17 protein-coding genes and 1 tRNA gene are annotated in these 20,702 nt (G+C 64.5%); 6 read left to right on the plus strand and 12 right to left on the minus strand.

The features are described from left to right. The first annotated feature begins 1 nt into the window (after window position 1). Window positions 2-3,463, plus strand: coding sequence for a chromosome segregation protein SMC (smc, locus tag GM909_RS04415; protein ID WP_157015252.1), 3,462 nt, complete (start codon window positions 2-4; stop codon window positions 3,461-3,463). A gap of 9 nt (window positions 3,464-3,472) precedes the next feature. Here smc and GM909_RS04420 read toward each other — a convergent pair whose 3' ends face one another. Next, complete coding sequence (locus GM909_RS04420; protein WP_157015001.1) at window positions 3,473-3,817, minus strand: VOC family protein; 345 nt, start codon at window positions 3,815-3,817, stop codon at window positions 3,473-3,475. 199 nt (window positions 3,818-4,016) lie between these two features. Between GM909_RS04420 and GM909_RS04425 the strand changes: the two genes are divergently transcribed. Together GM909_RS04425 and GM909_RS04430 are read left to right on the plus strand one after the other, a co-directional pair. Further along, window positions 4,017-5,540 (plus strand): VOC family protein, encoded by a 1,524-nt coding sequence (locus tag GM909_RS04425; protein ID WP_157015002.1) that lies wholly within the window; start codon window positions 4,017-4,019, stop codon window positions 5,538-5,540. 79 nt (window positions 5,541-5,619) lie between these two features. Beyond that, window positions 5,620-6,258, plus strand: coding sequence for a hydrolase (locus GM909_RS04430; RefSeq protein WP_157015003.1), 639 nt, complete (start codon window positions 5,620-5,622; stop codon window positions 6,256-6,258). Between the two features lie 206 nt (window positions 6,259-6,464). On the opposite strand, the gene GM909_RS04435 is transcribed toward GM909_RS04430, so the two are convergent. The 7 genes from GM909_RS04435 to GM909_RS04465 all read right to left on the minus strand — a co-directional run bounded on the left by GM909_RS04435 (window position 6,465) and on the right by GM909_RS04465 (window position 14,230). Then, window positions 6,465-7,610: an iron-containing alcohol dehydrogenase gene (locus GM909_RS04435; RefSeq protein WP_157015004.1), complete on the minus strand. Its 1,146-nt coding sequence runs from the start codon at window positions 7,608-7,610 to the stop codon at window positions 6,465-6,467. Beyond that, on the minus strand, window positions 7,607-8,995 hold the full coding sequence (locus tag GM909_RS04440; protein WP_157015005.1) for an aldehyde dehydrogenase family protein: 1,389 nt from the start codon (window positions 8,993-8,995) through the stop codon (window positions 7,607-7,609). Before GM909_RS04440 ends, GM909_RS04435 begins: the two co-directional genes overlap by 4 nt. Before the next feature lies 1 nt (window position 8,996). Next, complete coding sequence (locus GM909_RS04445; protein ID WP_157015006.1) at window positions 8,997-10,364, minus strand: glutamine synthetase family protein; 1,368 nt, start codon at window positions 10,362-10,364, stop codon at window positions 8,997-8,999. 83 nt (window positions 10,365-10,447) lie between these two features. Next, the gene (locus tag GM909_RS04450) at window positions 10,448-11,497 is read right to left on the minus strand and encodes a TRAP transporter substrate-binding protein (RefSeq protein WP_157015007.1); all 1,050 of its coding nucleotides are present in this window, start codon (window positions 11,495-11,497) and stop codon (window positions 10,448-10,450) included. A 43-nt stretch (window positions 11,498-11,540) separates the two neighbouring features. Beyond that, window positions 11,541-12,875, minus strand: a complete 1,335-nt coding sequence (locus tag GM909_RS04455) for a TRAP transporter large permease (RefSeq protein WP_157015008.1) — start codon at window positions 12,873-12,875, stop codon at window positions 11,541-11,543. Then, window positions 12,872-13,399, minus strand: a complete 528-nt coding sequence (locus GM909_RS04460) for a TRAP transporter small permease subunit (RefSeq protein WP_157015009.1) — start codon at window positions 13,397-13,399, stop codon at window positions 12,872-12,874. The genes GM909_RS04455 and GM909_RS04460 overlap by 4 nt, the downstream gene beginning before the upstream one ends. 48 nt (window positions 13,400-13,447) lie before the next feature. Continuing rightward, the gene (locus GM909_RS04465; RefSeq protein WP_157015010.1) at window positions 13,448-14,230 is read right to left on the minus strand and encodes an N-formylglutamate amidohydrolase; all 783 of its coding nucleotides are present in this window, start codon (window positions 14,228-14,230) and stop codon (window positions 13,448-13,450) included. A gap of 162 nt (window positions 14,231-14,392) precedes the next feature. Here GM909_RS04465 and GM909_RS04470 point away from each other — a divergent pair, with 162 nt between their 5' ends. Next, entirely contained in the window at window positions 14,393-15,268 is an 876-nt protein-coding gene (locus GM909_RS04470) for a MurR/RpiR family transcriptional regulator (RefSeq protein ID WP_157015011.1), read from the plus strand. A 68-nt stretch (window positions 15,269-15,336) separates the two neighbouring features. Here the strand turns inward: GM909_RS04470 and GM909_RS04475 are convergent. After that, a tRNA-Gln gene (locus tag GM909_RS04475) sits at window positions 15,337-15,411 on the minus strand. Window positions 15,412-15,702: 291 nt separating this feature from the next. Here GM909_RS04475 and ppdK point away from each other — a divergent pair. Next, entirely contained in the window at window positions 15,703-18,366 is a 2,664-nt protein-coding gene (gene ppdK / locus GM909_RS04480) for a pyruvate, phosphate dikinase (protein WP_157015012.1), read from the plus strand. Window positions 18,367-18,379: 13 nt separating this feature from the next. Here the strand turns inward: ppdK and GM909_RS04485 are convergent, their stop codons facing one another. Then, window positions 18,380-19,003 (minus strand): cation transporter, encoded by a 624-nt coding sequence (locus tag GM909_RS04485; RefSeq protein ID WP_407941249.1) that lies wholly within the window; start codon window positions 19,001-19,003, stop codon window positions 18,380-18,382. A 36-nt stretch (window positions 19,004-19,039) separates the two neighbouring features. Here GM909_RS04485 and GM909_RS04490 point away from each other — a divergent pair, with 36 nt between their 5' ends. Continuing rightward, entirely contained in the window at window positions 19,040-19,453 is a 414-nt protein-coding gene (locus GM909_RS04490) for a MerR family transcriptional regulator (RefSeq protein WP_157015014.1), read from the plus strand. Window positions 19,454-19,510: 57 nt separating this feature from the next. Here GM909_RS04490 and GM909_RS04495 read toward each other — a convergent pair whose 3' ends face one another. Together GM909_RS04495 and GM909_RS04500 are read right to left on the minus strand one after the other, a co-directional pair. Next, entirely contained in the window at window positions 19,511-19,900 is a 390-nt protein-coding gene (locus GM909_RS04495; protein WP_157015015.1) for a DUF427 domain-containing protein, read from the minus strand. Window positions 19,901-20,206: 306 nt separating this feature from the next. Further along, entirely contained in the window at window positions 20,207-20,587 is a 381-nt protein-coding gene (locus GM909_RS04500; RefSeq protein ID WP_157015016.1) for a hypothetical protein, read from the minus strand. Window positions 20,588-20,702: the final 115 nt, after the last annotated feature.

Consider the following 20,702-nt stretch of genomic DNA (forward strand, 5'->3'; position numbering starts at 1 on the left):
GATGCGCTTTTCCCGGCTTCGCCTTCTCGGATTCAAATCCTTCGTCGAACCGTCCGAATTCGTTATCGAGAGCGGGCTGACCGGCGTGGTCGGCCCCAATGGCTGCGGCAAGTCGAACCTTGTCGAGGCGCTACGCTGGGTGATGGGTGAGAACTCATACAAGAACATGCGCGCTTCGGGCATGGACGACGTCATCTTTTCCGGCTCCGGAACGCGGCCCGCGCGCAACACTGCCGAAGTCACGCTGTTTCTCGACAATTCGGATCGTTCCGCGCCCGCCGCCTACAATGATTCCGACGAGCTGCAGATCTCGCGGCGCATCGAGCGCGAGGCCGGGTCGGTCTACCGCATCAATGGCAAGGAGTCGCGCGCCAAGGACGTGCAGCTTCTGTTCGCCGACCAGTCGACGGGTGCGCGTTCGCCCTCGATGGTCGGGCAAGGCCGTATCGGCGAGCTGATCCAGGCCAAGCCGCAGGCGCGCCGGGCGCTGCTGGAGGAAGCCGCGGGCATTTCCGGGCTGCATTCGCGGCGCCACGAGGCGGAATTGCGGCTGCGCGCCGCTGAGCAGAATCTCGAGCGACTGGATGACGTTGTCGGCGAACTGACGAGCCAGATTGAGAGCCTGAAGCGCCAGTCGCGCCAGGCCGTCCGCTTCAAGAGCCTGTCGGCCGACATTCGCCAGTTCGAGGCGATCCTTCTGCATCTGCGCTGGACGCAGGCCAAGACGCAGGAGGCGGAGGCCCAGTCCGCCCTGTCGGGGGCGACCTCGCTTGTCGGCGAACGCGCACAGGCGCAGATGAATGCGGCCAAGGAGCAGGCCGTCGGCGCGATGCGTCTGCCTGAAATGCGCGACGAAGAGGCCAAGGCCGCCGCCGCCGTGCAGCGGTTGACCATCGCGCGCACGCAGATCGACGAGGAGGCGGAGCGTCTGGGCCGGCGCCGCACGGAGCTGGAACGCCGCCTCGAGCAGCTCGACGCCGACATCGAGCGCGAAGGGCGCATGATGCGCGACAATGCCGAGACGCTGGCCCGTCTCGACGAGGAGGAGCGCAGCCTCAATGCCGAGCAGGCGGAGGCGACCGAACGCGAGGCGGAAACGCGCGCCGCGCTGGAGGAAGCAACGGCGCGGCTCTCGCTCAGCGAGGCGGAACTTGCCAAGGTGACGTCGCAGCGCGCCGAGGCGCATGCCCAGCGCACCCAGCTCGAACGCGCCGTGCGCGAGCATACAGAGCGCCGCGACAGGCTGGACCGCCAGCACACGGAGGCGGAGCGCGAGATCGCGGCGATCGCCGAGAAGATCGCGGCCCTGGCCGACCCGGCGGAAAAGCAGGCCGAGGTCGAAGCGGCCGAACAAGGCGTGGCCGACACGGAAGCGGCGAGCGAGGCGGCGGAAAAAGCCGTTGCCGCGGCGCGCGAGAGGGAAGTGGCGGCGCGCCAGCCGGTTGAGGCAGCGCGCGGCGAGCTGGCGCGCATCGACACTGAGGCCAAGACGCTGGCCAAGGTGCTTAACGCCGGCGACGGGGGGCTCTTTCCGGCCGTGCTCGAACAGTTGCGCGTCGAACGCGGCTACGAGACCGCCTTGGGCGCGGCTCTTGGCGAGGATCTCGACGTGCCGCTCGACAGGGCCTCGCCGATCCATTGGGGCGATATGGAACCCGCGGCGGACGATCCCGCGCTTCCGTCAGGGGTCCGGCCGCTGAACGAGCTTGTGCGGGCGCCCGCACAGCTTGCCCGCCGGCTCGCCCAGATCGGCGTGATCGAGGCAGAGGATGAAGGCGCCCGCCTGCAAAAGCAGTTGAAGCCGGGCCAGCGTCTCGTCAGCCGCAATGGCGCGCTGTGGCGCTGGGACGGCTATACGGCGAGCGCCGACGCGCCGACGGCGGCGGCGCAGCGCCTGGCACAGAAGAACCGGCTGGCCGAACTGGAGCAGGAAGCGTCAAAGGCCGCAACAAGGGTGCGTGCGGTCGAGGGTGAGCTTGCCGGGGCCGAGACAGGCTTGCGCGAGGCCGTCGAGGCGGAAAAGGCGGCGCGCGAAAACGGGCGGCAGGCGCAGCGTGCGCTGGGCGAGGCGCGCGATGCACTTGCCCGCGCCGAGAAGGCGGCGGGCGAACTGGCAACCCGCCGTGCCGCGCTGAACGAATCCCTGGCGCGCATCGTCGAGAGCAGCGATGAGGTGGTGGCGCAACTGGCCGAAGCCGGCGCCGCGCTCGCCGATGCCCCCGATCCGGCGGACCTGCAGGCCCGTTTCGACGGCCAGTCGGCCAACGTTTCCGAGGATCGCGCGGGCCTGGCCGATGCGCGCGCAGCCCATGACGGGCTGAAGCGTGAGGCCGAAGCCCGCCAACGGCGGCTGGAAGCGATCGCGCGCGACCGCCAAAGCTGGGTGTCGCGGGCCGAAAATGCCGATCAGCAGATCGCGGCCCTGACCGAGCGGCGGCAGGAGACGGCCGACGAGCTAGCGGGAACGCAGGATGCCCCCGACGAACTCGACGCCAAGCGCCGGGCGCTGCTTTCCGAGCTTGCCGCAGCAGAGAAAAAACGCAGCGAACTGGCCGACGTCCTGGCCGAAGCCGAATCCAGGCAGGCCGAGCTCGACAAGGCGGCCAATCAGGCGATCCAGACGCTGGCCGAGGCGCGCGAGGGACGCGCCAGGACCGAAGAGCGGCTGACGGCGGCCGACGAGCGGCGGCGCGACGCCGAGGCGCGCATCCAGGAGGCGCTCGGCATTGCTCCGCATCTGGTGATCGGCCACACCGGCCTGAAGGAAGGCGATCCGATGCCGGACGCCGCCGAGGTCGAACGCAAGGTCGACCGGCTGCGCGTGGAGCGCGAGAGGCTGGGCGCGGTCAATCTGCGGGCCGAGGAGGAGCAGAAGGAACTGGCCGAGCGGCTGGACCTCATCGTGTCGGAACGCGAAGACATCATCGAGGCGATCAAGAAGCTGCGCCAGGCGATCCAGAACCTGAACCGGGAAGGGCGCGAGCGCCTGCTGGCTGCCTTCGACGTGGTCAACGGCCAGTTCCAGCGCCTGTTCACGCATCTGTTCGGCGGCGGCACGGCAGAATTGCAGCTCATTGAATCCGACGATCCGCTGGAGGCTGGCCTGGAGATCCTCGCCCGGCCGCCGGGCAAGAAACCGCAGACCATGACGCTGTTGTCGGGCGGCGAGCAGGCGCTGACGGCGATGGCGCTGATCTTTGCTGTATTCCTGACCAATCCGGCGCCCATCTGCGTGCTCGACGAGGTCGACGCGCCGCTCGACGATCACAATGTCGAGCGTTTCTGCAACCTGATGGACGAGATGGCCACCACCACCGATACCCGCTTCGTCATCATTACGCACAATCCCATCACCATGGCGCGCATGAAGCGCCTGTTCGGCGTCACCATGGCCGAGCAGGGCGTGAGCCAGCTCGTCTCCGTCGACCTGCAGACGGCCGAACAGTTGCGCGAGGCCGGCTGAGGCGCAGCCTTACTGGCCCCACACGGCGAGCTCGTTTCCGGCCGGGTCGGTGAAATGAAAGCGCCGGCCGCCGGGAAAGGCGAAGATCGGCCGCACAATCGTCCCGCCGGCGTCCTCCACCGCCTTCAGCGTCGCTTCCAGGTCCTCCGAGTAGAGCACCGGCAGTGGCGCGGCGCCGGCCTCTGCACCCTCGGCCTGGAAACCGCCTTCGAGCCCTTCGTCGAAGGAGGAATAGGTCGGGCCGTAATCGGTGAAACTCCAGGAAAAGGCGGCGCTGTAGAACGCCTTGACGCTGTCGAGCGTGCCCCGTCCGGCCGGCATTTCCAGGTAGTCGAGCTTTCCGGTCGATTTCATCGCATGCCTCCGAAATGTTCCTGTTATGTTCTTTTACGCCCGCCTGACCGCATGATCAATCCCAAATTCGTCTCGCCCCATCAGGACGGGTCGCCGCATCCGTCCGGCATCCTTGTCCAGCCTGTCGGCTTGAACATGCGGATGTTTATCGGCCAGAATGCTCCGAGGCGTAATTTGCGATCCGGGAACTGGAAGTGAGATGGCCACAGGCATCCATCACGTCACGCTGATTACGCGCAAGGTTCAGGCGAATGTCGACTTTTATGCCGGATTCCTCGGCTTGCGGCTGGTCAAGCAGACCGGCGGGTTTGAGGATGGCGAACAACTGCATCTGTTCTACGGCGACGGGGCGGGCTCGCCTGGCTCGCTGATCACCTTCCTGGTGTGGGAGGATGGCGCTGCGGGCCGTGTCGGCCACGGGCAGGTGACGGAAGTCGCCTTTGCCGTGCCGCCCGACAGTATCGGCAACTGGCTGACGCGGGCCCTGGACCACGGCATCGCCGTCGAGGGACCGATGCGCGAATTCGGCGAACCGGTGCTGCGGCTTAAGGACCCCGACCGCATAATCGTCAAGCTCGTCGGCGCCGACATGAAAAGCGCGGCAGCCTGGAAGGGCGCACCGTCGCGGCTACGCGCGGTGACCATCTGGTCGGAGGCGCCCGAAGAAACGGCCGCCTTCATCGCCCGCTTCGGTTACCGGAAGGGGCCAGTGGAAGGTTCGGTGCAGCGCATGCTTTCGGCGACCGATGCCGTGGACATTCGCGATGCCAGCGGTTTCGTACCCGGCCTGCCGGGCACGGGAGTGGCGGACCATGTGGCGTTTCGGGCGGCGGATCGAGCGGAGGTCAAAGCCCAGGAGAGTGCGCTGGCCCGCCTCAATTCTTCGCCCACCAATGTCCATGACCGGAAATATTTCACCTCGCTCTATGTGCGCGAGCCTGCCGGAACGCTGATCGAGCTGGCGACGGACGGGCCTGGTTTTGCCGTCGACGAGCCGCCCGACCAGCTTGGACGGACGCTCTTCATTCCGCCGGATGATGCCGAGCGGGCAGAGGATCTGCGGGTGATGCTGCCGCAGTTCGCCCTGCCGGGCGAGGAGCGAATGCCGGTGCGCGACCTGCCATTCGTCCACCGTTTCCACATTCCTGAAAACCCCGACGGCTCGACCATCGTGCTGTTGCACGGCACGGGCGGCAGCGAAGCGGACCTTATGCCCCTGGGCCACCGGCTCAATCCGCGGGCAACGCTTCTGGGCGTGCGCGGACGCGCGACGGAGGAGGGCATCCTGCGCTGGTTCCGGCGTTTCGGCATGGCCAGTTTCGACCAGGCGGATATCCGTTCCGAGGCCGAGGCGTTCGAAGCTTTCATGCAGGGCGCCGCCAGCGGCTACGGGCTCGATCGCGACCGGATAACCGTGTTGGGTTATTCCAACGGCGCCAATTTTGCCGGCGCGGTGATGGGGCTTTACCCCGATCTCATCCGCCGTGCCGTTCTGATCCGCGCGATGGCGGTTCTCGACGATCCGCCGCAGGCCGATCTGTCGGGACAGCGTGTGCTGACACTGACCGGCGCAAAGGACCCCTATGCCCGGTTTGCGCCACGGCTGAACGACTGGCTCGGCACATGCGGCGCGGCGCTCGATACGCGCACGGTACCGGCAGGTCACGAACTCTCGCCCGACGATCTGTCGGCGGCCCGCGACTGGGCGGGTGCGCCGCCGTGATCGCGGCATCCCCCCGACCGCCGTCAGGTGGGATCAATCAGGTTGAAGAGATCGACAACGCCAGCATTGGAGAAGCAATATGGCCAAGACCCAAGTCGAACCGATCCGTGATTCGAAGTCGGACCGGCTGTTGACACCGGAAAATTGCGCTGTGGTGCTGATCGATTATCAGCCCGAACAATATTCGTCCGTCACGTCCTCATCGCCCGAGGCAATCACCATGAACGTCTTGGCGGTGTGCAAGCTTGCAACGGCCTACGACATCCCGGTGATCCTTTCGACCGTTGCCGTCGACATGGGCGTCAACGAAGGCACGATCCCGGAGATCCGCGAGGCGCTGCCCGGCGTCGAGGAAATCGACCGGACCGGCGTCAATGCCTGGGAGGACGAGGATTTCCGCAATGCTGTCATTGCCACGGGGCGCAAGAAGATCGTCATCGGCGCCTTGTGGACCGAGGTCTGCCTGGCCTTTCCGACACTCGACATGCTGGGTGAAGGCTACGAGGTCTTCCCGGTAGCCGACGCCGTCGGCGGGATTTCATCCGTGGCCCATGATCGCGCATTCGACAGGATGATCCAGGCCGGCGCGCAGCCGGTCACCGCGATTTCCTTCGGCTGCGAGATCATGCGCAACTGGGCCCGCGAGAGCGCCGACAATCTGCGCCACGTGATGCGCTGGTATTTCCCCGAGAAACGGCGTCTCGACAAGGAAGCCTGAGCCCTAGAGCAATTCCAGGAGAAGTGGAAACCGGTTCTCCGTTCGGAATTGCGTGAAATCAAAGAGTTGGATCGGCGAGCCGATTCCGTGAACGGGTGAGCCGATCTAATGATTCGTCGTGCCGGCTTCGACCGCCGGCCCTCGCTATCAATCCCTCCCCCTTCGACAAGCTCAGGACAGGGGAGGGATTGGAACGGCATTGCAATTCACATTGCGGCTTCGAAAAGCGCGCGGGTGTTCTCGGGCGTCATCTCGACCGGATTGCCGCCGGCGGTCGGGTCCTCCAGAGCCATGGAAACAAGCTCGTCCAACCGGTCGGTTCCCACGCCCAGTTCGGCAAGACCGTTCGGCACGCCGAGATCTGCGCGCAATTTCATGACGAAGGCATAGAAGCCGTCGAAGCCGCCGTCGATGCCCATATAGCGGGCAGCGGAGGCAATACGCGCCTCGATGGCCGGCCGGTTGAAGGCGAGCACCGCCGGCATGACCACGGCGTTGGTCATGCCGTGATGGGTGTTGTAGAGCGCACCGACGGGATGCGACAGGGCGTGGATCGCACCGAGCCCCTTCTGGAAGGCCACCGCACCCATCGCCGCAGCACTCATCATGTGGCCGCGCGCTTCGATATCGTTCGGATCGGCCGCCACCTTCGGCAGGTTTTCCTTGACCAGCCGCAGGCCCTCCAGCGCGATGCCCTGGCTCATGGGATGATAGAAACTGGAGGAATAGGCCTCAAGACAATGGGCGAAGGCATCCATGCCGGTGCCGACCGTGATGACCTTTGGCATGCCGACGGTCAGCTCGGGATCGCAGATGGTGATGGCCGGCAGCATCTTCGGGTGGAAGATGATCTTCTTCACATGGGTCTCGGAATTGGTCAGCACGCCCGCGCGGCCCACTTCCGAGCCGGTGCCCGCCGTGGTCGGCACGGCGATGATGGGGGCGATCGCGGCGCTGTCGGCGCGCGTCCACCAGTCGCCGATGTCCTCGAAGTCCCAGACCGGGCGCGTCTGCCCGGCCATGAAGGCGACGAGCTTGCCCAGATCGAGCCCCGAGCCGCCGCCGAAGGCGACGACGCCGTCATGCCCGCCGTCCCTGAACGCGTTGATGCCGGCGGCGAGGTTCTTCTCGTTCGGATTGGGATCGACATCGGCTAACAGTACCGCCTGAAGTCCGGCATTCGCCAGAAGGTCGAGCGCGTTCTTCGTGATCGGCAGCGATGCCAGGCCACGGTCGGTGACGAGCAGCGGCTTTGAAATGCCGGCCGCCTTGCAGGCATCAGCCAGTTCCTTGATGCGGCCCGCGCCAAAACGGACGCTTGTCGGATAGGACCAGTTAACGCTCACGCTCATGCTTTGATCTTTCTGAAATGATAGGACTTCGGACGGGTCAGATTGTGATAGCCGATCTCGGACAGCGCGCCGCCGCGCCCGGTGTTCTTGCAGCCGGTCCAGCACAGGCCGGGGTCCAGGTAGTCGGCGCGGTTCATGAAGACGGTGCCGGTCTCGATCTCTGCGGCAAGGCGCGAAGCACGCTCGGCATCTGCCGTCCACAGCGATGCGGTGAGGCCGAATTCGCAATCGTTCATCAGGTCGAGCGCTTCGGCGTCGTTCCTGACCGGCATGATGCCGACCACGGGGCCGAAACTCTCCTCGCGCATCACACGCATCTGGTGGTTCACGTCGATGAGGATCTGCGGCGCCAGATAGGTGCCGCCGTCATCCTGCGGAAAGAGTTTGGGATCGACCAGTGCTTTCGCGCCCTGCGCCACCGCGTCCTGCGTCTGCGAACGCACCGTATCGGCGAAGCGCTTGTTGGCCATCGGCCCGATGGTGGTTTCTTCCGCCAGCGGGTTGTCGAGCTTCAGCTTCGACACCCAGTCGGCGGATTTCTCCACGAAGGCGTCGAAATGTTGTTGTGCCACATAGATGCGCTCGATGCCGCAGCAGCACTGGCCGGCATTGTACATCGCACCATCCATCAGCACGTCGACGGCCCAGTCGATGTCGGCATCCTCCATCACATAGGCAGGATCCTTGCCGCCAAGCTCCAGCCCGAGGCCGGTGAAGGTTCCGGCCGCCGCGCGCTCGATGGCGCGCCCGCCGCCGACGGAGCCGGTGAAATTGACGAAGTCGAAGGCGCGCGCGCCGATCAGCTTTTCCGTGCCCGCATGATCGAGGAACAGGTTGACGAAGAGCTCCTCGGGAACGCCCACCTCGTGGAAGGCGCGCACCATGCGCTCGCCCACCAGCAGCGTCTGCGTGGCGTGCTTGATCGCCACGGCGTTGCCCGCGATCAGCGCCGGCACGACCGTGTTGATGGCAGTCATATAGGGATAGTTCCACGGCGCGATCACCCCGACCACGCCATGCGGCTCGCGCATGATGCGGCGGTCGAACGTCTCGGAATCCTCCAGCACGATGGGGGCAAGCGCGCGTTCGGCGATTTGCGCCATATAGCTCGCGCGCTCGTTCATGCCGCCGAATTCGCCGCCATAGCGCACCGGCCGGCCCATCATGTGGGCAAGTTCCGGCACCACCTCGTCCGCCATTTCGTTGAGCCGGGCGACTCCGGCATTGACGAGCCTGATGCGCTCATCGAGCGGGAGTTTCGCCCATGACTTTTGGGCAGCCTTCGCGCGCGCCACCAGTGTGGCGGCGGCTTCGGGATCCATGACCGGCCGCTCGGCGAAGACCGAGCCGTCGATGGGGGAAATGCATTGCAGTGTTTTCGTCATCTCACGCCCTCTCAAAACCGCGCCTCACCTCCCAGTCGGTAACGCGGCGGTCGAACTCTTCCTGTTCCCAGCGGGCGGCGTGGACATAGTGATCGATCACCTCGTCGCCGAACGCCGCGCGCAGCATTTTCGAGCCGTCGAGCGCCACTGTCGCGCCGCGCAATGTCGACGGTATCTCGCGGATGCCCTCGCCGTGATAGGCGTCGCCGACAAAGGCCGGCTCCAGCTCCTGCTTGTTTTCGATGCCATCGAGCCCGGCGGCAATTAGCGCCGCGAAGGCCAGATAGGGGTTCAGATCCGCGCCACCGACGCGGCATTCGGCGCGCACCGCCTTGGTGTCGGCGCCGCACACACGGTAGCCGGCGGTGCGGTTGTCGAAAGACCAGATCGCCTTGGTGGGCGCGAATGTGCCGGCGGCGAAGCGCTTGTAGGAGTTGACGTAGGGCGCGAGAAAATAGGTGATCTCGCTTGCATGGGCGAGCAGCCCGGCCAGATAGTGCCGCATCGTCTCCGACATGCCGTGATCGCCCTTGGGATCGAAAAACAGCGGCTTGCCGTCGAGCGCCCATAAAGACTGGTGGACGTGGCTCGAATTGCCGGCTGCGTTGTCGTCCCATTTGGCCATGAAGCTGATGGCGCGGCCGTTCTGCCAGGCGATCTCCTTGCAGCCATTCTTGATGATGGCGTGCCGGTCGGCCATGGTCAGCGCGTCGGCATACCGTACATTGATCTCTTCCTGCCCGGCATCGGCCTCTCCCTTGGAGTTTTCGACCGGCACGTCGGCGCCGTTCAGCCCGTTGCGGATGGCGCGCATGACGCCTTCTTCCTTGGTGGTCTGGAAGATGTGGTAGTCCTCGTTATAGGCGCTGATGCGCTCGAGCCCGCGATAGCCCTTGGCATTGGCTTCCTCGAAAGAGTCGCGAAACAGAAAGAACTCCAGTTCCGAGGCCATCATCGCCTTCATGCCCATGGCTTCCAGCCGGGCGATCTGCTTCTTCAGGATGGCGCGCGGCGAATGGGGGACGTCTTCATGCGTGTGGTGGTCGAGCACGTCAGCCAGAACGAGCGCGGTGCCCTCCAGCCAGGGAATGCGGCGCAGGGTCGAAAGGTCCGGCTTCATGGTGTAATCGCCGTAGCCGGCGGCCCAACTCGTCGAGTGGTAACCCTCGACGGTGTACATTTCCAGGTCGGTGGCGAGCAGGTAGTTGCAGCTATGGGTCTCCTCGAATGCGCTTTCGAGGAAGAAGTCGACATGGAAGCGCTTGCCCATCAGGCGCCCCTGCATGTCGACCAGGGCCACGAGCACGGTGTCGATTTCGCCGGCGCCCGCGGCGGTCTTGAGATCTTGAATGGTGAGCTTACCGGCCATGGAAACGCTTCCTGAAACGAGGTCGAACAATATATGCCGCCTCCGGGCTGTCCCGGAAGCGGCGTGTCGGTTGCCCTGCGAAATCAGGACTCGGAGTAGGGGAATCCGGCGTTGTTGATGACGCCGTTATACGCCTTGAAGATCTCGATCACCTTCGCCTTGGTCTCGCTTTCGGCGGCGATCTCGTCCCAGAATTTCACGGCAGCATCCTCAACCTGCTTCCATTCGGCGGCTGGAACCGAGCGCAGTTGCAACTTCTCACCGGAGGCGCGCAGCTTGGCCTCGCCGCCCCAGTACCACTGGTTGCGGTAGGTGTGGCTGGCTTCCATGCAGGACATGTAGAGCTGCTTCAGGTGCTCGGGCAGGTCGGCCCATTTCTGCTCGTTGGCGAACCAGGAGCCGATCCAGGCGCCGGAGATATTGTTGGTCAGGAAGTAGTCGGTCACATCGGCCCAGCCCACCGTGTAGTCCTCGGTGATGCCCGACCAGGCCATGCCGTCAAGCTCGCCGGTCTGGACGGCGACTTCGGCGTCCTCATAGGGGATGGAAACCGGAACCACGCCGAAATTGGCAAGAAAGCGGCCGGCCGTCGGGAAGGTGTAGAGCTTGAGCCCCGAGAGGTCGTCCAGGCTCGTGACTTCCTTCTTGGTGTTGAAGTTGCAGGGATCCTGACCCGCCGCCGAGAGCCAGACGACGCCACCGGCCTTGGCATAGGCCTCGCGCCAGATGTCGGCCAGGCCGTATTGCTGGAAGAGCACCGGCACGTCCAGGATCGACTTCGTGGCGAAGGGGAAGTAGCCGCCGAAGATGCCGACTTCCACCGGAGCGGCCATGGAATCGTCGTCCGAATGCACCGCGTCGATGGTGCCCGCCTGCATGGCGCGGAAGAGTTCGCCGGTCGGGACGATCTGATCGGCGAAGAAGAGCTCGATCTCCATCTCGCCATTGGCCGCCTTGTTGAAGGCGTCGACGAAGGGCTGGGTGACATACTGGCCGAGCGTCGCGCCGGCATAGGTCTGCATGCGCCAGCGGATCGGCTCCTGCGCGATGACGGGCGGTGCGGCCAGTGCCGTTCCTGCCGCTGCGGCGCCGGCGGCGCCGGCCTTGGTGAGAAATTTGCGTCTGCTAAACATGCTGTTCTCCTTCTCTGGTGGTTCGCGTTTCTTGTCTTTGATCTCACCCCTGAAGCGTTCCCCGGAACTGGGCGGGAAGCCACAGCGCCAGTTGCGGGAACATCATCACGATTATGAGGGTGAGAACCATAACCGCGACGAAGGGAATGACCGACCGGTAGATGTCGCGCAGCTTGATCTCGGGCGGGGCCATGGCGCGCATCAGGAAGAGATTGTAGCCGAAGGGCGGCGTCATATAGGCGATCTGGCAGGTGATCGTGTAGAGCACGCCGTACCAGACGAGGTCGAATTCCAGCGCCCGGACCAACGGCACGTAGAGCGGCGCGACGATGACCAGCATCGCCGTGTCGTCGAGGAAGGTTCCCATCAAGAGGAAGCTGAGCTGCATCAGGATCAGGATCTGCCAACGGTCGAGGCCGAGCCGGTCGAGGAAGAAGCCCTCGATTGCCTTCACCGCGCCAAGGCCGTCGAACACGGCGCCGAAGCAGAGCGCGGCCAGGATGATCCACATGAACATGCAGGATATGCCGAGCGTCTTGCGCACCGTGTTCTCGAACACCTTGCGCGTCAGGCGGCGCTTGATGATGGCGGCGGCCATGGCCGACGCCGCACCGACGGCCGAGCTCTCCACCAGGCTGGTGACGCCCATCAGGAACAGCCCGTTCATGAGGAAGAAGATCATGAAGGGCAGGATGCCGGCGCGCAGCAGGCGGATGCGCTCGCCCCAGGTGATCTCGGCGCGCTCCTCGGGCGGGAGCGGCGGACCCAGATGCGGTTGGAAATAGCAGCGTACGGCGATATAGGCGACGAACAGACCGGCCATCAGCAAGCCGGGCAAGGCACCCGCGAGCCAGAGCTGGCTGACCGGCTGGCGCGCGATCATGCCGTAAAGGACCAATACCACCGATGGCGGGATGAGGATGCCGAGGCTCGAGCCGCCCTGAACGACGCCGGTGATCATCTGCTTGTCGTAGCCGCGGCGCAAAAGCTCCGGCAGGGCGATGGTCGCGCCGATGGCCATGCCGGCGACCGACAGCCCGTTCATCGCCGAGATGACGACCATCAGGCCGATCGTGCCGATGGCCAGGCCACCCGGCACCGGCCCGAACCAGACATGGAACATGCGGTAGAGATCGTCGGCGATGCGGCTTTCCGACAGCATGTAGCCCATGAAGATGAACATCGGCAGCGTCAAGAGCGGATACCATTTCATCAGCTTGATCGACTGGGCGAAGGCGATCTCCACGCCGCCCGTGCCCCATAGCGGCAGCGCGGCGATGACGGCCACCGCGCCGATGACGCCGAAGACGCGCTGCCCGGTCACAAGCAGCGCCATCATCGAGGCGAACATGAAGAGTGCGATCAGTTCGTAGCTCACAGGCCGGCCTCATGCGGGTGATCCACGCTGACGCCGCGCAGATAGAGTATGTCACGGAAGAATTCGGCCAGCGCCTGCATCAGCATGAGCACCACGCCGGTCGTGGCGACGAGCTTGACCGGCCACATATAGGGCCGCCAGACGGAATGGGCGCGCTCGCCGTATTCGAGTGCGTAGGTCGTGCTGGAGATGCCGCCATAAAGCAGGACGACGAGATAGAAGATGAGGAACAGGACGGTGACGCTGTCGATCGCCGCCTTGCGCCTTGGCGACCAGCCGGAATAGAGCAGGTCCATGCGCACATGGTCGCCAAGCTGTATGGAGTAGGGGCCGCCGAGAATGTAGTAGGCCACCATGATGAACTGCGCCATCTCTAGCGTCCAAAGCGCGGGCGAGCCGGCATACTTTGAAATGGACGACCACAACAGCACCGCCATCATGGCGAAGATCAGATACATGGCGAAACGGCCGACCCGGCGGTTGAACCGGTCGACGATCCGGATATAGGCGGCAAGCAGATTCACGCGCCGCGCCCCATGCGGAACGGGGCATGCGCCCCTTCTCGGCGGGCTTCAGGCATGCGACCGTTCTCCTCTTTCAGCGCTGAGGTCGCGCACCGCGCGCCGCAGCAAGGCGGCCAGCCGGGCGGCCCATTCGGCCTGGCCTGTCGGATTTGCGATCAGGTCGTTGCGGATTTCCAGCATGACGTTGGGAATGCCGCGCGACAGGCCGTGCATTTTGAGCGTGTGGGTTACGCCATCGTCCGGGCCGTAGGGCTCGTTGCGCCGGACGACCGGTTCGGCATTGCCCTCGATGAGGGCGAGCATGGCATCGGCCAGTCGCGTGTCGCCGTCGTGCAGAATGCCGAGTTCGACCTCGCGACGAACACCGAAATAGATCGGCGTGAAGGAGTGGATGGTGACAAGCAGCGGCTTGCCGTGGCTCTCCATGCGTGCGTCGAGGCAGGCGTCGAGCGCCTTGCGAAAGGGTTTGCAGAAGCGATTTGCCCGTTCGCTCCGCTCGGCTTCGCTCAAACCCGCATTGCCGGGAACGGCGTGGACCTCGCTTCGCACCGGTATCGCGCCCGGCGAGCTCAGCGGCCGGTTGCAGTCATAGACGAGACGGGAAACGCGCTGCGCCACCAGGGGCGCATCGAGTAGCGATGACAGGCGTTGTGCCACGGCAAGCGCGCCCGGGTCCCAGGCGATGTGGCTTTCGAGCGCTGTGTCGGTGAGGCCGAGATTGCCGAACTCGGGCGGGATGAAGCTGGACGCGTGCTCGCATGCAAGCACGATCTGACCCGTCCCTTGAGGATTGATCGTCTCGACGATCAACCCTGCGTCAGTCTCTCCCATTTCCTTGCCTGTCCCCGACAATGACGTGGCCCCCTTGCCGTCTTGGAAATTATCCTTTCATATTCAGTGGCGCGGTCAAGATTAATTCTGAAATTTTTGCTACAAGCGTCGCGCAGCAGAAAATTTCAGACGCGATTGCGGATCGGGAGGCGAAGGGCGCAGATGGAGCCGGCGAACAACAAGACGGTGGCCGAGCGCCTGCGCGGCGCTTTCGAGGAACTCACACGGGCCGAGCGGCAACTCGCCAATGCGTTGCTCGACAATTATCCGATGCTCGGCATCGAAAGCATAACGGCCGTGGCTGAATCGGCCGGCGTGTCTTCGCCAACGGTTGTGCGCATGGCCAAGAAGCTCGGTTTCGGCGGGTTCCCGGAGTTGCAGGCGGCGCTGCGCGCGGAACTGCAGGCGACCATCTCCAGCCCGATCACCAAGCACGACCTGTGGGCGGAAACGCCGCTCCATGGCCATCTCCTGAGCCGCTTCGCCGATGCAGTGACGGAGAATATTCGCCAGACGCTGCACCAGCTCGACAAGCGCACCTTCGACGCAGCGGCGGAACTCCTTGCGGGCGAGAGCCGCAATGTGCATGTCGTGGGCGGGCGCATCACCCGGTCCATGGCCGACCACTTCTTCACGCACATGCAGGTGATCCGGCCGGGCGTGACGCAGATCGCCTCGAACTCGAATTCATGGCCGCACTACGTGCTCAACATGCGTCCGGGCGATGTGCTGGTCGCCTTCGATATCCGCCGCTATGAGCACGATATCCTGCGGCTGGCCGAAATGGCGCGGGCCCGCGATGTGACGATTATCCTGTTTACCGACCAGTGGGGCTCGCCCGCCGCCCGCCATGCCGCCCATTGCTTCCATGCGCGCATCGAGGTGCCCTCGGCATGGGATTCGACGGCTGTCATCCTGTTCATCGCCGAAGCGCTGATCGCGGCCATCGAGACACGGACCTGGGAGACGACAAGCCAGCGCATGAGCGAACTCGAGGAACTGTTCGACAAGACCAAGCTGTTCCGCAAGTTCGTGTGAGACGCGACGGCGGGGCGGGAGCGCGAAAACGGCTGGCCGAGGTATTTATATCAATGGTTTAACGAGAGTGGCTGGGGCGGCTGGATTCGAACCAGCGCATGACGGTACCAAAAACCGTTGCCTTACCGCTTGGCTACGCCCCAATCCTGAAGGCCGGATACACGTTGTAAATTGCCATGTCGTCAACGCAGACGCACGGCCCGGACCGGCCGCCCGACCTTATAGGGTGCCGGCAACGCCGACGCAATATGCTTCGATCATGTGCGAACGCACCTCGCGGCTGCAGATTGCCGCCTGAGCATTCTTCTTCTGCCGTCCGCCTTGAGATGTCCTTTCCAATGTCGTCTTTTGGTCCGAGAAGCGCCTAAACGGGATGGCATTTGCCCCGACAAATCAATATCACGTCTGGCGCAAGAGATATCGGGAGGCCGTAAATGGCGAAATGGGTCTTTGCATTTGGTGGAGGATCGGCGGAGGGCGGCGCAGGCGACCGCAACCTGCTTGGCGGCAAGGGCGCCAACCTGGCCGAGATGTGCAGTCTCGGGCTCCCGGTGCCCCCCGGTTTTACCATCACCACCGAGCTGTGCACCCATTACTACGCCAACGATCGGACCTATCCCGAAGAACTCGAGGCCGAGGTCGACCGGGCGCTGGCAAAGGTCGGCGAGGTCACCGGCCGGCGCTTCGGCGATCCGGACAATTTGCTCCTCGTGTCCGTGCGCTCCGGCGCCCGCGCCTCCATGCCGGGCATGATGGATACCGTCCTCAATCTCGGCCTGAACGACGAGACGGTCGAGGCGCTGGCGCGCGATTCGGGCGACAGGCGCTTCGCCTATGACAGCTATCGCCGCTTCATTCAGATGTATTGCGACGTCGTGATGGGGCTCGATCACGAGAATTTCGAGGAGATCCTGGAAGACGGAAAGGCAGGGCTGGGCTACGAGTTCGACACCGATCTGAGCGCAGAGGACTGGTCGCGCATCGTCGATCTGTACAAGGCGAAAGTGCTCGAGGAGCTCGACACGCCGTTTCCGCAGGATCCGCGCGAACAGCTCTGGGGGGCCATCGGCGCGGTCTTTTCCTCCTGGATGAACCATCGCGCCATCACCTATCGCCGGCTGCACAACATCCCGGAAAGCTGGGGCACTGCGGTCAATGTGCAGGCGATGGTGTTCGGCAATATGGGCGATGATTCGGCGACCGGCGTCGCCTTCACGCGCAATCCGTCCACCGGCGAAAAGAAGCTGTACGGCGAATTCCTGGTCAACGCCCAGGGCGAGGATGTGGTGGCCGGCATCCGCACGCCGCAAAGCCTGACCGAGGAGGCGCGTGTCGCGGCCGGTTCGGACAAGCCGTCCCTGCAGAAGGTCCTTCCCGACGCTTTTGCCGATTTCGTGCGCATCGCCGATACGTTGGAGGGCCATTATCGCGACATGCAGGACCTCGAATTCACCATCGAGCGGGGCAAGTTGTGGATGCTGCAGACGCGCGCCGGCAAGCGCACCGCCAAGGCGGCGCTGAAGATTGCCGTCGAAATGGCCGAGGAAGGGCTGATCACGCGTGAGGAGGCGGTGGCGCGCATCGACCCCGCCTCGCTGGACCAGCTTCTGCATCCGACGATCGACCCGGAGGCTTCGCGCGACGTCATCGGCATCGGCCTGCCGGCCTCGCCGGGGGCGGCGACCGGCGAGATCGTCTTTTCCTCCGACGAGGCCGAGGAACTCAAGGCCCATGGCCGCAAGGTCATTCTCGTGCGCGTGGAGACGAGCCCGGAGGATATTCACGGCATGCACGCGGCCGAAGGCATCCTGACCACGCGCGGCGGCATGACCAGCCACGCAGCCGTTGTCGCCCGTGGCATGGGCAAGCCCTGCGTCTCGGGCACGGGATCGCTGCGCGTCGATTACAAGAAACAGACGATGCAGGCGCTCGGTCGCACCTTCAACAAGGGCGACGTCATCACCATCGACGGCGCCAACGGCCAGGTGCTTGCCGGGGCCGTCGCCATGCTGCAGCCGGAACTTTCGGGCGATTTCGCCTCGATCATGGAATGGGCGGACGCAATCCGGCAGATGAAGGTGCGCACCAATGCCGAGACGCCGGCGGATGCGCGCATGGCGCGCTCCTTCGGGGCCGAGGGCATCGGTCTATGCCGCACCGAGCACATGTTCTTCGATGACGACCGCATTGTTGCGGTGCGCGAGATGATCCTGGCCGACACCGAGGAGGGGCGCCGCGCCGCGCTGGCCAAGCTCCTGCCGATGCAGCGCTCGGATTTCGTCGAACTGTTCGAGATCATGGCGGGCATGCCCGTAACGATCCGGCTGCTCGATCCGCCGCTGCACGAATTCCTGCCCAAGGGCGAGGAGGAAATCGCCGAGGTGGCCGCTGCAATGGGCGTGCCCGCCGATACGCTGCGCCAACGCACCGAATCGCTCCACGAGCTCAATCCGATGCTCGGCCATCGCGGCTGCCGGCTGGCCATTTCCTATCCCGAGATCGCCGAAATGCAGGCGCGTGCGATCTTCGAGGCGGCGGTGGAGGCCGGCCAGCGCACCGGACGCCCCGCGGAGCCGGAGATCATGGTGCCGCTGGTCGGCGTGATCGAGGAGTTCGAGTTCGTCAAGGCGCGCATCGACCAGGTGGCCAAGGCCGTGATGGAAGAAAGCGGTGTGGAGATCGCCTATCTGTGCGGCACGATGATCGAGTTGCCGCGCGCCGCCCTCAGGGCAGGCGACATTGCCGCATCGGCCGCCTTTTTCTCCTTTGGCACCAACGACCTGACCCAGACGGCCTTCGGCATTTCGCGCGATGACGCGGCTCTTTTCCTGGAGGCCTATCGGCAAAAGGGCATCATCGAGCAGGATCCCTTCGTCACGCTGGATATCGACGGCGTCGGCGAACTGGTGCGCATTGGTGTGGAGCGCGGGCGCCAGGCGCGCCCCGACATCAAGCTCGGCATATGCGGCGAGCATGGCGGCGATCCGGCCTCGATCGGCTTTTGCGCCGAACTGGGGCTGGACTACGTGTCCTGCTCACCCTTCCGCGTGCCGATCGCCCGGCTGGCCGCCGCCCAGGCCGCTGTCGCCAAGGGCTGAGTGACGCCGGGCGTCACCCATGGGCATGGTCGTGCGCCGGGGCGCAGCAGTCGCAGGCATCCGGCGCCGCCTGTTCGGGAGCTGTTTGCAGCGACGCTCCGGCGCGGTATTCGCCGATCCCCTGGCGCAGGATCTGGAACGCCGAAGACAGGAACAGCACGGCCATGAAGGCGGCGACCGCGATGTCGGGCCAGCCCGTCGCAGTGCCCCACACGCCGAGAGCGGCGGCCATGACCAGCACATTGCCGATCGCGTCGTTGCGCGAGCACAGCCAGACCGAGCGCACATTGGCGTCGCCGTCCTTGTAGCGCACGAGCAAAAGCACGCTCAAAAGGTTTGCCGCCAGGGCCAGGAAGCCGATGGCGCCCATGATTTCGGCCTGCGGCACCCCGAGCACGAAAACGCGGTAGACGGTCGAGCCGAAAACCCATGACCCCATGAGCGCCAGGCTGATCCCCTTGGCCAGCGCCGCCGTCGCGCGCGTCTTGAGCGAGGCGCCGATGACGGCGAGCGAGATCGCGTAGGTCAGCGCATCGGCAAAGAAATCGAGCGCGTCGGCCTTCAGGGCCTGGCTCCCGGCCAGTTGGCCGGCGCTCATCCGGTGCTCCTTGATCGTGACGTGATGCGACCCTACAATCTATAGCGACTAGAGCTTCAAGAGGTTTTTCGCCCCATGTATTCGATCGGAGAAATGGCGCGGCGCTCGGGCGTGAAAGTGCCGACGATCCGCTATTACGAGCAGATGGGACTGCTCGCTGCGCCCGGCCGCACCGACGGAAACCAGCGCCGCTACGGCGAGGACGAGCTCGAGCGGCTGGTCTTCGTTCGGCACGCACGCGATCTCGGCATTGCGATCGACGCGATCCGCGAATTGCTGGAGTTGAGCGGCCATCCCGACCGCCCTTGCCGCGATGCCGACCGCATCGCCGCCGAGCATCTGCAGGCCGTGCGCGAAAAGATCGCCCGGCTGCAGCGGCTGGAGGCCGAATTGGACCGCATCGCCACGCATTGCGAAGGCGACACGGTGAAGGACTGCTACGTGATCCAGGCGCTCGGCCGGCACGATCTGTGTGAAAACGAGCATTGAGCCTGACGCGACGAACTTCGTCGGCTTACCCCACAAAATCAATTCGCGTGGGGTAAATCAGCCCGGCACCGTCTCCACCGTCACGCGGTCGGGGTAGAACGCCGCGTGGTCCTTGATCGCCAGCATTTCGTCGAACGGCGCCTCATAGGCCCACATGGCATTTTCGCCCGTCTCGCCAATCGCGAGCACAGTCCAATAGGAGGCGTCGCCCTTGTAGGGGCAGTGCGTGGAGTGGGCGGTCCTTTCCAGGTGCTCAAACAGGACGTCGTCGAAGGGAATGTAGAGAACCGGCGGATAGGGCGGTTCACTCAGCTTCATGGCGCGGGTGCTGCGGGCGATCACCGTGCCGCCAGCGCGCACCGTCACCGTGCCGGTCACCGGTTCGAGCGTAATGACCTTGCCGGGATTGCGGGCATAGCCGGGAGAGGGGTTGGCGGTGGCAGTCATGCACATGCCTCCATCGTGACGCGATCCGGATCTTTGTAACACAATAGAGGGCCCGCCCGCGGCTTCAAGCTGCGCAAACCGCCAGGGCGCCGGAACCGGCCTCGCCACGCAGAGCCGCAATTCACCTCTCTCTAGTGGAACGAATTTGACATTCGATACTCACTCGATGTCGCCCCAGAAATCGAATGTCAAATTCGAAAGTTCCACTAGAATCATAGGCTTGCTAGTGGTTCTTTTGTTTCCAACATTTGCCCACAGGGCCGATGCAAATGGGATGCAAATGTTGGAAACGAACCACTAGATGCTTCAGTGCGTCGTCGCCTCGCTGCCGCCGGCGAGGCGTTCGAGAACGTTGCGATACGACATCGCGACATTCGCATAGGGCTTGAGCGCCGATTCTTCGGCCGTTTCGATGTGGAAGGAATCGCCGTCACTATGCAGCAAAACGAGGAGAAGCTGGCTTTCGGCCCCTTTGCCAGCCAGGATCGCCGCTATGCGCTGGCAATGCGGGATATCGGAGACGGGCATGAGGAAGAGCAGCGAGCCGCTCGACCGGGTCAAGGCGCGCCGCACGGATGCCTCGAAGCCGGATTGACGAATGTTTTCGGCATTGAGCGCGAGCTCGAACTCGATTGCCTCAAGCGGAACGGATCGCTTCTCCGATTCCGTAGTCTGGTGCGCGTGCATGACGACTCCTCGCCGCTAACGCCCCGCCCGAATAACACTTTCCTTACAGCATGGCAGGATTTAGGCAAGTCATCCCTTTGATGGAAACGGTAAATTTGCGTTCGAAGCGCATGCC

The sequence above is a fragment of the Mesorhizobium xinjiangense genome (genome assembly GCF_009749525.1).
GTDB classification, from domain to species: domain Bacteria; phylum Pseudomonadota; class Alphaproteobacteria; order Rhizobiales; family Rhizobiaceae; genus Mangrovimarina; species Mangrovimarina xinjiangensis.

Bases quoted from the DNA above. Each gene is read 5' to 3' on its own strand.
- GM909_RS04445 (WP_157015006.1), bottom strand. From the start codon at position 10,364: ATGGCCGGTAAGCTCACCATTCAAGATCTCAAGACCGCCGCGGGCGCC.
- ppdK (WP_157015012.1), top strand. From the start codon at position 15,703: ATGGCGAAATGGGTCTTTGCATTTGGTGGAGGATCGGCGGAGGGCGGC.
- GM909_RS04450 (WP_157015007.1), bottom strand. From the start codon at position 11,497: ATGTTTAGCAGACGCAAATTTCTCACCAAGGCCGGCGCCGCCGGCGCC.
- GM909_RS04495 (WP_157015015.1), bottom strand. From the start codon at position 19,900: ATGACTGCCACCGCCAACCCCTCTCCCGGCTATGCCCGCAATCCCGGC.
- GM909_RS04490 (WP_157015014.1), top strand. From the start codon at position 19,040: ATGTATTCGATCGGAGAAATGGCGCGGCGCTCGGGCGTGAAAGTGCCG.
- GM909_RS04430 (WP_157015003.1), top strand. From the start codon at position 5,620: ATGGCCAAGACCCAAGTCGAACCGATCCGTGATTCGAAGTCGGACCGG.
- GM909_RS04465 (WP_157015010.1), bottom strand. From the start codon at position 14,230: ATGGGAGAGACTGACGCAGGGTTGATCGTCGAGACGATCAATCCTCAA.
- smc (WP_157015252.1), top strand. From the start codon at position 2: ATGCGCTTTTCCCGGCTTCGCCTTCTCGGATTCAAATCCTTCGTCGAA.
- GM909_RS04500 (WP_157015016.1), bottom strand. From the start codon at position 20,587: ATGCACGCGCACCAGACTACGGAATCGGAGAAGCGATCCGTTCCGCTT.
- GM909_RS04425 (WP_157015002.1), top strand. From the start codon at position 4,017: ATGGCCACAGGCATCCATCACGTCACGCTGATTACGCGCAAGGTTCAG.
- GM909_RS04470 (WP_157015011.1), top strand. From the start codon at position 14,393: ATGGAGCCGGCGAACAACAAGACGGTGGCCGAGCGCCTGCGCGGCGCT.
- GM909_RS04440 (WP_157015005.1), bottom strand. From the start codon at position 8,995: ATGACGAAAACACTGCAATGCATTTCCCCCATCGACGGCTCGGTCTTC.
- GM909_RS04435 (WP_157015004.1), bottom strand. From the start codon at position 7,610: ATGAGCGTGAGCGTTAACTGGTCCTATCCGACAAGCGTCCGTTTTGGC.
- GM909_RS04420 (WP_157015001.1), bottom strand. From the start codon at position 3,817: ATGAAATCGACCGGAAAGCTCGACTACCTGGAAATGCCGGCCGGACGG.